This window comes from Candidatus Acidiferrales bacterium (genome assembly GCA_036514995.1).
Taxonomy (GTDB): Bacteria; Acidobacteriota; Terriglobia; order Acidiferrales; family DATBWB01; genus DATBWB01.
Genome location: DATBWB010000093.1, coordinates 1 through 11,333 on the forward strand (window position 1 = coordinate 1; position 11,333 = coordinate 11,333).

Sequence of the window (11,333 nt, forward strand, 5' to 3'; positions counted from 1 at the left end):
ATAGAGGATGCCTTCTCGCGTCACCTTGTAATCGATTTGGTAGAGGAGCGAGCGGAGCGAGGTACGGCGAGCAAGCGTCGGCACGATCGTGATGCCCACCCACGCGGCCAGGGCAAGCGCCACCGAAGCCGACAACGCGGCCAGCCAAAGGTGACCCATTTCCGCGGCTGCGCCGGAATAGAGCGCCAGAAGCAAGGCAATCATGAGCGCGGCGATGGCGGTGCCAAAGCGTCGCCACGCCCGGGTGTCAATGCGGGCCAGCCAGTAGCCGATTGCCTCGCGCATGGAATGCCGCTCCCACTACGTGCCGCTAGGAATCTTATCACGCCGCCCAGTGGGAAGAGCAATCAGAGAGGAACTTCGGTGCTCTCGATGATGTCCTGAAGAATCGCTTCCGCCTGCTCGGTGCGCTTCAGCGTGGAAACATATTTGGTGGAGACAACGACCCGATGAGCAAAGACCGGGAGGATGAGCCGCTTGATGTCGTCCGGCAGGCAGTAGGCGCGACCTTCGACAAACGCCAGGGCCTGCGCGCCACGATAGAGCATCATCGCGCCGCGCGGGCTCACGCCCAGGCTCAGGTGCTCATTGGCGCGACTGCGCTCGACCATCTTCATGACATAGTTCATCAGCGCTTCGTCCACGCGCACGCGACGAACCTCGTTCTGAAGGGCGACGACGCCACTGGCCTCCAGGATGGGCTTCAGGTTGCCGAGCGGATCACCCCCGGTGTGGTTGCGGATCACCTCTTTTTCGCTTTCGGCGCTGGGATAGCCGATGCGGATGCGCATCAGGAAGCGGTCGAGTTGCGATTCGGGCAAGGGATAGGTTCCGTGGTGCTCGATGGGATTCTGTGTGGCCAGCACCATGAAGGGCTGGGGCAGGCGATAGGTTTGATTGTCCACGGTGACCTGATGCTCATTCATCGCTTCCAGCAAAGCTGATTGTGTCTTCGGGGTGGTGCGGTTGATTTCATCGGCCAGCACGACGTTGGCGAAGATCGGTCCCCGCTTGAACTCAAACGCCTGGTCGCGAGGGTTATAGACCGAGATGCCGATGACATCGCTTGGCAAAAGGTCGGAGGTGAACTGGATGCGGTGGAAGGCGCAGTTGAACGAGCGGGCGAGCGACTGCGCCAGAGTCGTCTTGCCCACCCCGGGAACGTCTTCAATCAGAAGATGGCCGCGCGCGAGCAGGCAAACGAATGCCAGTTTGATAACGTCATCCTTGCCCTTGATGACGGTGCCGACGGCTCGTTGGAGCTCGGCAATCTGCTGATGAACCTCAGTAGCCAAGCGGCTTGAATCCCAGCATCAAAAATGCTACAAGCTTTAACCAGTGGGCGATTAGCTCAGTTGGTTGGAGCGCTCCCCTCACACGGGAGAGGTCGTAGGTTCGAGTCCTACATCGCCCACCATTTTTGTTCCGGTAGCATTGTAGCCGAAAATCCCAGCGGGCAAAAGTTGAAGGTTCCGAGGCGGCAATGATCTTCTTTCTGGGATTTTTGCAAACACTGAGCCTGACGCTCTGGCTGGGGGCGATCGTTTTCTTCAGCTTCCTTGTGGCACCGGCAGCATTCTCAGCGCTACCCAGCCGCCACCTAGCCGGGACGCTCGTGTCGCTGGTTCTGACGCGCCTCCACCAAATGGGCATGGTTGCGGGCCTGTTGTATCTGGCCAGCGGGGTTGTATTGTCCGCCGTCGCGCCCCTCGCCCCGCGGGTGCTCTCCCCTCGTCACCTGCTCGTGGTTTTGATGTTGGTGTTGACCATGGCCTCACAGTGGTTTGTCTCGCCGCGCCTGGTTGCGCTCCGTGGGGAAATGGTGAGTATCGACGCAACGCCGGCCGACAGTCCTCTTCGAGTGGAGTTCAACCGCTTGCACAGGTGGTCTGTCTGGTTGGAAGCGGGCACGCTTCTGCTCGGACTGGCCGCGCTCTTTGCCCACCTCAAAAAGCCCTAGTGCCGTTCCAACCTAGTGAGCGTATGTATTAGGCCTGATTTACGGAGCGGCCGTCCTCGCCGCCGTCCAGGCTCGCTCCCTTCAGGGTGAACCTTCAGGGTGAACCCTCGCCCGCCAGCCCGAATCGGGCGAGCAGAAAACGTTTCAAGCTGTATTACCAGCGCCGGGCTTCGGGCCCGGCATACCGCACGGCGGGATTGGGATAAATCCTCACACTCCTACTAGCCATCCGCGCAAGACTGGAACTGGCAGGAGCGTCCTCAGTGACCAAAGTCCGCAAAAATCCTTGCATTCCCTGAGGGAATCTCCCAGAGTGTTCTAAGGGCGGATCAGCGTGGTGGGCACACTTGACAAAACGTCCATCCGGCGGGGGCCGCATGGCCAGTCATCGCTTCACTGCTGGGTTCTGAAAACATCCAACATGGGCACCGGACCTCCACTGGTGACCACGGTGGGCATGACGCCGTTCCATTTCTGCACGGCGGCGCTCTGCACCTCGATTCGCCGCAAACTCAGCAGCATCGGTGTCACCTGGGCTTTTTGGAGCTCCAGTCCCCGGGCTTCGGCTTGGGCCCGGGTGATTTGCTGTTTCGCTTCAAACTCCACGCGGCGGAGAGCGTTCTCTGCCTCGAGGGCTTGTTGGACGGCTGTCACCTTCGCCTCGATGGCCTGCTGGAAGGCCCCTGAGAACTGAAAGTCGGTGATGGAGAGTTGGACAACGCCGATACCAAGTGGACTTAACCTTTCACTCATCAAATCTTGGAGTGCATTTTTCACCGCGGGCCTCTGTGTGATCAATTCTTCCGCGTTGTAGTTGGCCGTGGTAGATTTGACCGCCTCCTGGATGTAGGGCTGAATGACCCGGCTTTCATAATCCCGTCGCAGACGGCGATAAATCTCCCCCGTCTGGCTGGGTGTCAACTGGTAGTTTAAGGTGACTTCGGTGGTGACCACCTGCAAATCCTTGCTAGACGAGGTGGCAGGAGCGGTGTATTTCTGAATCTGGGTTGACATCAGAACTACCTGATGCACGAAAGGAATCTTGAAATAGAGCCCTTCATCGAAGATCGTGTCGGTCACGGCTGAAAAACGCAGTAAGACGCCTCGTTCCCCGGCGCCGACCGTGCCCACGGTTTTCGCTAGGAAAACGAGGGCGACAATTACGATCCCAAGAACGACAATCTTTTTCCCCATCCCTGGCGGAATTTCAATTCGCGGAATTCCAATTTCGCGACCAAAGTCCTGGGCCATCGCTACCTCCTTCTTATCCGGAATTTCCGATTTGGGCTTCCCCTTCGCCGCAAAGCTTACGCCAGTCGCCCTGTCGACGCAAGCTCACATCGCCATGGCCTCGTTGGGGTGGCATGGCAGCTCGTTTTGGCCGTTCCGGTGACTTGTCCGGTCTGCTTCCCGCCTCCAACCTGCCTCGCTGCTAACACTTATCCCCACTGGATGACTTCTGAGCAGCTAGATTGCCCTCGCTCCTGTTTTTGCTAGCCGTCCGGCAGGGGCAGTGCCGCAATCATCCTCAGCATACTCGCAAACAGCGTCGGAGGTCAGTATACAGTTAGCTCTGGAATTTGAAAACGGAAATGCGGGATTAGACCTTTGGCTGGAAGAGCCCCTACCAGCTTGTTGGGACGGGACTCACGGGAAATAGCCCCCAGTAGTTGGAACGGCACTAGCAGGGTGCTCAAGAAAGCCCGGCAGGGTTGTGCTACCATCAGGCGCGGACTTTCTGCCGGTGCCCGGCTGGAGAACCTTCCTTGCGTACCGGGATCATTGGCTTTCCCCGAGTGGGGAAGACCTGCCTTTTTCGCATACTGACGCATGCCCACCTGGTCGAGAAGCCGCACGCCGTGGGAACGCAGGAAGCCCACGTGGGCGTAGCCCGCGTGGCGGACGAGCGCCTCAGGAAACTGGCCGCAATGATCAAACCCAAGAAGTTCACTTACGCCACGCTCGAATACGTCGATGTGGGGGGGCTGGCGGGAGGCAGGGAGAAAGATTCCGCCTACTTCAATCAAATTCGCAATGTCGAGGCGCTGGCGCACGTGGTCCGGCTTTTCCGCGACGAATCCATTCCGCACGACCCGGGCAAGATTGATGCCTTGCGTGACGCGGAAAATGTTGACCTGGAATTGATCCTCTCTGATCTCGACGTGGCGACGCGACGGATGGAGCGGCTCGCGCGCGACCTAAAGAAAACGAAGGATCCGGAACTGGAGCGCGAACTACACCTCTTGGAGCGTTCGAAAGCCACGCTCGAGCAGGGGAAGCCGCTCCGGGAGATGACTTTCAGCGAAGATGATTCCCGCATCTTGCGCGGCTTCATGTTCCTCACCGAAAAGCCGATGGTCTATGTGATGAACCTGGGGGATGAGGACGCGCCCGAGGTGGATCGGGTGGTGGAAAAGTATAATCTCTCCAAATTGCAGGCCGGGCCGCGAACGGCGGTGGCGGCGGTTTGTGGCAAGCTGGAATCCGAACTGGCCGAGCTTGAGAACGCCGAGGCAGCCGAGCTGATGGCGGCCTACGGGCTGAAAGAATCCGGGCTGGAGCGCCTGATCCATGCTACCTACTCCCTGCTGGGGCTGGTGTCCTTTCTGACCTACAGTGAGGTGGAGTGCCGTGCCTGGACGATTCGTCGCGGCACCAACGCCTTGAAAGCGGCCGGCGCCATTCATACGGATCTCGAACGCGGGTTTATCAAGGCGGAAGTGGTGCCCTGGAAGGATCTGGCGGAATGGGGCAGCATCGCCGCGGCCCGCGAGCATGGGCGGTTGCGCCTCGAGGGCAAGGAATACATTGTCGAAGATGGCGACGTGATTTATTTTCGCCATAGCGGATAACGATGGAAGCGGAAATCACACATCGAATGTGGATCAGCGTCGGCCTGGGGCTGACGGCGGCGGCGGCCAACACGCTGGGCGGGGCGATCATCGTCTGGCGGCATTGGTCGCGCGAGTACCTGAAGTATTTTATCGCGCTGGGGGCTGGCTTCATGCTGGCCACGGCCATGATCGAGATGCTCCCTGAAAGCTTTCGGTTGGTGGGCGAGCGGAGCATGGTGCTGGCGCTGGTTGGCTATTTTTTGGTGCACCTCTTCGAACATACGCTTACCCCGCACTTCCACTTTGGCGAAGAGACGCATACCGAGCACGTGGTTGCGCCAGCCGTCAGCCTGAGCGCTTGGATGGGCCTGGCGATCCACGCGTTCTTTGACGGGGTGGCGATTGCTTCCGGATTTATTGTCTCGTCCTGGCTCGGCTGGGTAATTTTCGTTGCCGTGTTCCTGCACAAAATCCCGGAAGGGTTCACCCTTGCGTCGTTGATGGTGGCGAGCGGCCGAAGCCGTTCGACCGGATTCTTCTCCGCTCTTTCGCTCGGTGTGGCGACCCTCACGGGAGTGCTCTTGATGGCTTGGGTGCGCCCGGCGGTGAGTTATGGTTTGCCGCTTTCGGCCGGGGTAGCGATTTACGTAGCGGCCAGCGATTTGATGCCGGAAGTCAACCGCGAGCCGGGGGTCAAGATGGCGGTGGTGGTGTTCATCGGGCTGGCGCTGCTGCTTCTGCTGAAGCGACTGGCGCCGATCTAAGACATGCTTCGAGCACGCTCCATTCTTCTTGTGGCTACCCTCCTGCCGGCATTTTCAACGGATTCCCGGGCGATCTCGCCGGAACAATTTCAATATTCCGGCTACGTCAACGATTTTGCCCGGGTGATTGACCGGGAAAGCGCGCGGCGGCTGGAAGAGCTTTGCGCGGAGGTGGACCGGAAAACGGGCGCGCAGATTGCCATTGTCACGATTGCGTCACTTGAAGGCGAATCCATCGAAGATTTCACGAACCGGCTGGCGATTCGCTGGGGCGTCGGGCACAGGGGTGATAACCGCGGCTTGATGATTCTTCTAGCCATAGGCGATCGCCGGTCACGTATCGAGGTCGGTTACGGGCTGGAGCCCATCTTGCCGGATGGCCGCGTCGGAAGCATCCAGCGGGAATGGCGGCCGCTCCTCCGCAGCGGAAACTATGGCGCCGCTCTGCTTCAAGCCACTTCCCAAATCGCTGAGATCATTGCACGGGACAGAGGCGCCCGTCTGGACTACCAGTCGCCGGGCCGTATTCGGGTTCCCCGTGAAGAGCCGGAAGGGCCCAGGTGGCTGGGAGTCCTTGCTTTCCTGATCTTCCTTTTGCTTGTGGGCGGCGGGGGAGGAATCGGATGGTTGTTCTGGCTGCTCCTTGGCGGCTCCGCCCGGCGAGGGCAGCGGGGTGGATGGTTTGGGGGCGGCACCGGCGGGGGATGGAGCGGCGGGGGCGGCTTTGGTGGATTCGGCGGGGGCAGTTTCGGGGGAGGCGGAGCATCAGGCTCTTGGTGAGGTGGAGTACGGTGAAAGGGGTCTCCGATGAATGAAGACGTTGACCGACTCGTGGAAAAGATCAAGTCTGCCTTCGGCGCAGACCTTCGCTCGGTGGTGCTCTATGGTTCGGCAGCGGCCGGGGATTTCCACCCGCAGCATTCGGATTTGAACGTACTCTGCGTGCTGCATCGGCTTGGTGTGGGGCAGCTTGAGAGGGGCAACGAAGTGGCGCGCTGGTGGATCAAGAAAGGCCATCCGGCACCGCTGCTGCTGACGGAGGAAGAGATTCGCAGCTCCGCCGATGTGTTTCCGATCGAATTCTACGACATCAAGATGCAGCACAAGCTCCTCCATGGCGATGACCTTTTTGCAACCATGGTGGTTCCGATGGAGCGCCACCGCATCCAGCTCGAGCATGAGTTGCGCAGCAAATTGCTTCGCCTCCGCGAGCAATACATGGCCAGCCATCACAGCCAGCGCGCATTGCAGCAGCTCCTGCTGGCCTCCGTTTCTACCTTTGGGGCGCTTTTTCGGCATGTGCTGGTCGTAGTTGGCCAGCCAGCGCCAGCAAAGAAGCGGGAAGTTTTCGACGCCCTCGCCGCCGCGTTTGGCCTCGATGCCTCTCCCTTTCTTGCCCTGCTGGATATTCGCCAGACCGGGCGCAGCTTTCCTCTGGCAGAGGGAAGGGCGCTTTTCGAAAATTACCTGGCTCAGGTTGAACGGGTCATCGAGGAGCTGGACCGCCGTGCTTGATGCCTGTGCCTATGGAAACTCGAAACTCGAAATTCGACACCCGTTTTTCGGTTTTCGAATTTCGATTTTCGAGGGCCGGGGGCTTTTGCCCCGAGGCTATGATAGATTATTTCGAGTTTGAGGAGGTCAGGGGATGAAAACAGCCGTCATTGTGTTCGTGATTCTGGCGATTGTCGCGGTTGCCTTCGCCAACGTGTATATTGGTCGGCGCAACGAGATGGTTCGCCTGAATACGGCCGTTCAGGCGCAGTGGTCGGACGTGGACGTGGTGCTTCAGCGGCGATCCGATCTGATACCCAACCTAGTCGAGACAGTGAAGGGATATGCCAAGCATGAAGTGACCGTCTTTGAAGCCATTGCCAATGCCCGGGCCGCTCTCTACGCTGCCCGAACGCCCGCTGACCGGATCGCAGCCAACTCCCAGCTCGATGGCGCGCTGGGCAGGCTCCTGGTCATCGTCGAAAACTATCCCAACCTCAAAGCAAACGAGAATTTCCTTCGCTTGCAGGACGAACTAGCCGGAACCGAAAACCGGATCGCCGTCGAGCGGCGCAAGTACAACGAGACGCTGCAAGCGTATAACACTTTTGTTCAACTGTTTCCGAACAACATCTTCGCCGGTTGGGCCGGCTTTCGACCTAATGACGCCTACTTTCAGGCGAGTGAAGGCTCCCGGGAGGCGCCTAAAGTCAACTTTCTGCCTGTCCCCGCCCCTGCGCCCGGCCGATAGGCGCAACTTTTTGATGGCATAAGGGTTTAACGAGGTGTGGGAGTGATGGCGCCGACTGACGTCCAGCTTATGCTTGGCGTCAAGGAGGGCGATGAGACAGCCTTTGAGCTGCTCCTGGCCCGCTACCGCTCGCCGGTCATTAACTTCCTCTATCGCATGCTCCAAAATAGGGCGATAGCCGAGGAACTGGCGCAGGAGGTTTTCTTCCGTGTTTATCGCGCGCGGAAGGATTACAAGCCCACTGCCAAGTTTACGACATGGATGTTTCGCATTGCCAGCAACCTGGCGCTCAATGCCATCCGGGATGGTCGGGCGGCCAAGGCGCTTGAGGTAGCCGCCGATGAAACGGACGAACAAAGCGACCTCCCGGTCACGCAGGTTGCCGACTGCCGGCCGACGGTGGAGCAGGATATGATGGAGCGGGACCGGGCCCGGGCCATTCGCCAGGCCGTCGGGGCGCTGCCGGAGAAGCAACGGACAGCCGTTTTCCTCCACAAGTATCAGGACATGGAATACACCGAGATTGCCAAGATTATTGGCTGTTCGGAATCGGCCCTGAAATCGCTTCTCTTTCGGGCCTATGAAACCCTACGGGAACGATTGAAGCCCCTCGTCGAACCCCCCTGCGGGAGGGACGAGGCCGGGTTCCCAGTGCATCCGGACAAAGCGGGGGGTGCAAGATGAATTGCGCGGACCTGGAAAATCGAATGATTGGCTTTCTCGACGGCCGGCTGAGCGCCACCGAGCGAGAAGAACTCGAGCGACACTTTGCCGCCTGCGCCCCATGCCGTTCGCGAGCCGAAGAGTTTGAGCGGCTCTGGGATGCTCTCGACGAGATGCCGGCCATCGAAGCTTCCCCTGCCTTTGGCCTGCGTTTGCGGGAGCGCCTGCAAGCTGCGCCTGTTACGGTGAGTTCGCTTTGGGGTTGGCTGGTGCCGCAGTTCCGGATGGTTTTCGCCACCGGCGCCCTGCTGGCCTTGGCCTTAGTGCTCGTGCGCATGCCAGAACCGAACAGTCCAATGCGGGCGACGCCGACCGGCGGGGGGCTCGCCCCGGTGCAAATGCAAGCCGGCGAGTTGACGAACCCCGATGAGCAATTGAAACTCCTTGTGAACTTGCCGGTGCTGGAGGATTACGAAATGCTGGATAGCTTCGAGGCTCTCTCGGAGTTGCCGGCGCAAAAGCAGTCCAGCAAGGAGATGTAGGGAAACCTTATGAGTCGAAGTCGGAAAGTCAGCATCGGGCTGGTGCTAGCGGTCGTGCTTTTGTCTTTCATCCCGTCGGTATCAGCCCAAGGGCTCCGCCGGGACGGGCCGCCCCGGCGCCCGGGAATGGGCGCGCAGCGCATGCCTCCCCCCACCGATCGCGCCGAGCAGGAACGGCGCAGGCGGGAGATAGAGCGGCGGCGCCAAGAGGGCGGGAGACCGCTTCCTCGACCTCGCCAGCAACTAGGGCCGTTTGACCGCGGCGGGGTTGGCGTCGCGCCACAGCTTTGGGAGCGCATCAAGGATCTGCCCCCGGAGGAGCGCGAAAGAGTGATTGTTAACGACGAACGCTTTCGTCGCATGCCCCCGGAGCGACAAGCTGTAATCCTGGAGAGATTCCGCCGTTTCAACGCTTTGCCACCCGAACGGCAACAAATGCTGCTGAACCGGCAACGAGCATGGCAAGGCCTGACCCCGGAACAACGCCGGAAAGTCCGCGAAGAGATTTTTCCTCGCTGGCGAGCTCTCGATCCAGAGCGGCGCCGGCTGCTCGCCGGGAAACTGCGGGAACTGCGAGACATTTCGCCCGACGAGCGCGCACTGCGCCTCCATGACCCAGAATTCACTCAGGGGCTCAGCGATCCGGAGCGCTCGCTCCTGATCGACCTGAGCCATCTCGGCGGCCCCCGCGCTGCCCCACCCGCCGACCCAAGCCCTTAGTCCGCTGCCGGGCCATCCGCTCCCCCAAAGGGTGCCGAGAGTAGTCACTCCAGAACGCAACTGGATCCGTCCCTTCTGACAACGGGGACCCTTTCCCCGTGGATGCGGTTGCTGAGCTTTCTTCCGCAGCCTGCTTGCTCGAGCGCCATCCCCGGCGCCTGCGTCTGAATTTCAAAATGAAACCGCAAGCCGGCTCCCTGTTTTAGCGGCCCCGCTCGATCCCCACTCCCTTTCCCTTTATGGTTCCGGTCTCTGATACCAATCAGGCCATACAAAATCTGGTGGCTGGAGCGCACCAGACACCAAGCGGTCGTTGAAATCAGCAGGAGCCGAAAAAAATTTTCGCAAAAGGCATCCGGAGCCTCATTTTTCTCTTGACAAGCTTTTCCGCCCGCGTACAATCCGTGGGCAACAGTGGGTTGAAGTGGTAACTAGTGTCAAGCTGTGGTGAGGCGGGGACCCAAGCCGAGCCCGATCTCAGTGGGAAGACATGCTTCGCGGCAACTATCCGGCGAAGGTGGACGAAAAAGGCCGACTGAAGATTCCCGTGGTCTTTCTCAAGGCCATGAAAGAGGGCTACTCCGGGCAGTTTTACGTCACCAGTCTGAACGGCGACTACGTGCGGATTTACCCCTACGAAGTCTGGAGCCGGATCGAGGCGAAGGTGGCGCAACTGGGCAGCTTCCACAAGACGAAGCGTAAGTTCCTGAATCGCGCCAACTACTTCGGCCAACTTGTGACGATGGATAACCAGGGGCGGGTTTTGATTCCGGCGGTCTTGCGCGAATCAGCGCAGATGAAAGGCGAGGTTGATGTCCTTGGTTGCTTGACCTATCTGGAAGTCTGGAATCACCAGCGGTTTATGGAAGAGATCAAGAAGAACCCGATCACGACAGATGATGAGAAGACGTTGGACGAACTGGGCCTGTAGTGGTCGTATGGCATAGGCCGGTTTTGCTGGAGCAGGTGATTGGCTGGCTGGCGGTTAAGCCCGATGGGACTTACGTGGACGCGACCGCGGGAACCGGCGGCCACAGCGAAGCGATTCTGAGCCGGCTGACGACGGGAAGGTTGATCGGGATCGATCGAGACCCCCGGGCGCTGGCGGTTGCCCGGGAGCGACTGCAAGGCTACGGGGGGAGGGCAGTGCTGGTGCAAGCAGAGTTCAGTCGCGTGGACGAGGTCGCCCGGGAGCTGCAACTTCCCCCGGTGGACGGCTTACTGGCTGACCTGGGTGTTTCGAGCTTGCAACTGGAGCGGCCCGAATTTGGGTTTTCCTTTCAGGAGGCCGGGCCGCTGGATATGCGGATGGATCCGGGCCTGAAGATCACTGCGGCCGAGCTGGTCAACACGACCGACGAAAGGGAACTGGCTGACCTGCTGTATGAGCTGGGTGAGGAAACGAATTCCAGAAGGATTGCCAGGGCGATTGTGAGGGCGCGACCGATTCGGGACACGCTCCGCCTGGCGCAAGTTGTGGTGGGGGCCCAAAAAGCAAGGGGAAGGCAGAAACTGCATCCCGCAACAAAAACGTTTCTGGCGCTGCGGATTGCGGTGAATCAAGAGCTGGAGGAGCTCGAGCAGTTTCTCAGGCGGGCCCCCCCC

14 protein-coding genes and 1 tRNA gene are annotated in these 11,333 nt (G+C 59.9%); 12 read left to right on the forward strand and 3 right to left on the reverse strand.

Annotated features, from left to right (window positions below; all coding sequences use genetic code 11):
* On the reverse strand, nucleotides 1-285 hold a 285-nt coding region (locus tag VIH17_06590), incomplete at its 3' end, for a hypothetical protein (GenBank protein ID HEY4682902.1).
* 62 nt (nucleotides 286-347) lie between these two features.
* A complete protein-coding gene (locus VIH17_06595) occupies nucleotides 348-1,295 on the reverse strand; it encodes a MoxR family ATPase (GenBank protein HEY4682903.1) in 948 nt (315 codons plus the stop codon).
* 45 nt (nucleotides 1,296-1,340) lie between these two features.
* Here VIH17_06595 and VIH17_06600 point away from each other — a divergent pair.
* Nucleotides 1,341-1,417 (forward strand) — tRNA-Val (locus tag VIH17_06600).
* A 66-nt stretch (nucleotides 1,418-1,483) separates the two neighbouring features.
* Nucleotides 1,484-1,960 carry a DUF4149 domain-containing protein gene (locus VIH17_06605; GenBank protein HEY4682904.1) on the forward strand — a complete coding sequence of 159 codons (477 nt, stop codon included), beginning with the start codon at nucleotides 1,484-1,486 and terminating at the stop codon, nucleotides 1,958-1,960.
* A gap of 393 nt (nucleotides 1,961-2,353) precedes the next feature.
* Here VIH17_06605 and VIH17_06610 read toward each other — a convergent pair whose 3' ends face one another.
* Complete coding sequence (locus tag VIH17_06610) at nucleotides 2,354-3,211, reverse strand: prohibitin family protein (protein HEY4682905.1); 858 nt, start codon at nucleotides 3,209-3,211, stop codon at nucleotides 2,354-2,356.
* 515 nt (nucleotides 3,212-3,726) lie between these two features.
* On the opposite strand from VIH17_06610, the gene ychF reads away from it, so the two are divergent.
* The 10 genes from ychF to rsmH form a co-directional block, all read left to right on the forward strand.
* A complete protein-coding gene (gene ychF, locus VIH17_06615) occupies nucleotides 3,727-4,812 on the forward strand; it encodes a redox-regulated ATPase YchF (GenBank protein ID HEY4682906.1) in 1,086 nt (361 codons plus the stop codon).
* Nucleotides 4,813-4,814: 2 nt separating this feature from the next.
* A complete protein-coding gene (locus VIH17_06620; GenBank protein ID HEY4682907.1) occupies nucleotides 4,815-5,558 on the forward strand; it encodes a ZIP family metal transporter in 744 nt (247 codons plus the stop codon).
* A 3-nt stretch (nucleotides 5,559-5,561) separates the two neighbouring features.
* On the forward strand, nucleotides 5,562-6,338 hold the full coding sequence (locus VIH17_06625) for a TPM domain-containing protein (GenBank protein HEY4682908.1): 777 nt from the start codon (nucleotides 5,562-5,564) through the stop codon (nucleotides 6,336-6,338).
* Nucleotides 6,339-6,365: 27 nt separating this feature from the next.
* On the forward strand, nucleotides 6,366-7,073 hold the full coding sequence (locus VIH17_06630; GenBank protein ID HEY4682909.1) for a nucleotidyltransferase domain-containing protein: 708 nt from the start codon (nucleotides 6,366-6,368) through the stop codon (nucleotides 7,071-7,073).
* 133 nt (nucleotides 7,074-7,206) lie between these two features.
* Nucleotides 7,207-7,803: a LemA family protein gene (locus VIH17_06635; protein HEY4682910.1), complete on the forward strand. Its 597-nt coding sequence runs from the start codon at nucleotides 7,207-7,209 to the stop codon at nucleotides 7,801-7,803.
* A gap of 45 nt (nucleotides 7,804-7,848) precedes the next feature.
* The gene (locus VIH17_06640; protein HEY4682911.1) at nucleotides 7,849-8,487 is read left to right on the forward strand and encodes an RNA polymerase sigma factor; all 639 of its coding nucleotides are present in this window, start codon (nucleotides 7,849-7,851) and stop codon (nucleotides 8,485-8,487) included.
* Nucleotides 8,484-9,008, forward strand: a complete 525-nt coding sequence (locus VIH17_06645) for a zf-HC2 domain-containing protein (GenBank protein ID HEY4682912.1) — start codon at nucleotides 8,484-8,486, stop codon at nucleotides 9,006-9,008. Before VIH17_06640 ends, VIH17_06645 begins: the two co-directional genes overlap by 4 nt.
* Before the next feature lie 9 nt (nucleotides 9,009-9,017).
* Nucleotides 9,018-9,728 (forward strand): DUF3106 domain-containing protein, encoded by a 711-nt coding sequence (locus tag VIH17_06650; protein ID HEY4682913.1) that lies wholly within the window; start codon nucleotides 9,018-9,020, stop codon nucleotides 9,726-9,728.
* 490 nt (nucleotides 9,729-10,218) lie between these two features.
* Nucleotides 10,219-10,659, forward strand: a complete 441-nt coding sequence (locus VIH17_06655) for a hypothetical protein (protein HEY4682914.1) — start codon at nucleotides 10,219-10,221, stop codon at nucleotides 10,657-10,659.
* The coding region (gene rsmH, locus VIH17_06660) for a 16S rRNA (cytosine(1402)-N(4))-methyltransferase RsmH (protein HEY4682915.1) at nucleotides 10,659-11,333 on the forward strand (675 nt) is incomplete at its 3' end. The genes VIH17_06655 and rsmH, both read left to right, overlap by 1 nt.

Coding starts and splice junctions, on each gene's coding strand:
- VIH17_06605 (HEY4682904.1), top strand. CDS start 1,484: ATGATCTTCTTTCTGGGATTTTTGCAAACACTGAGCCTGACGCTCTGG.
- VIH17_06610 (HEY4682905.1), bottom strand. CDS start 3,211: ATGGCCCAGGACTTTGGTCGCGAAATTGGAATTCCGCGAATTGAAATT.
- VIH17_06620 (HEY4682907.1), top strand. CDS start 4,815: ATGGAAGCGGAAATCACACATCGAATGTGGATCAGCGTCGGCCTGGGG.
- VIH17_06625 (HEY4682908.1), top strand. CDS start 5,562: ATGCTTCGAGCACGCTCCATTCTTCTTGTGGCTACCCTCCTGCCGGCA.
- VIH17_06630 (HEY4682909.1), top strand. CDS start 6,366: ATGAATGAAGACGTTGACCGACTCGTGGAAAAGATCAAGTCTGCCTTC.
- VIH17_06635 (HEY4682910.1), top strand. CDS start 7,207: ATGAAAACAGCCGTCATTGTGTTCGTGATTCTGGCGATTGTCGCGGTT.
- VIH17_06640 (HEY4682911.1), top strand. CDS start 7,849: ATGGCGCCGACTGACGTCCAGCTTATGCTTGGCGTCAAGGAGGGCGAT.
- VIH17_06645 (HEY4682912.1), top strand. CDS start 8,484: ATGAATTGCGCGGACCTGGAAAATCGAATGATTGGCTTTCTCGACGGC.
- VIH17_06650 (HEY4682913.1), top strand. CDS start 9,018: ATGAGTCGAAGTCGGAAAGTCAGCATCGGGCTGGTGCTAGCGGTCGTG.
- VIH17_06655 (HEY4682914.1), top strand. CDS start 10,219: ATGCTTCGCGGCAACTATCCGGCGAAGGTGGACGAAAAAGGCCGACTG.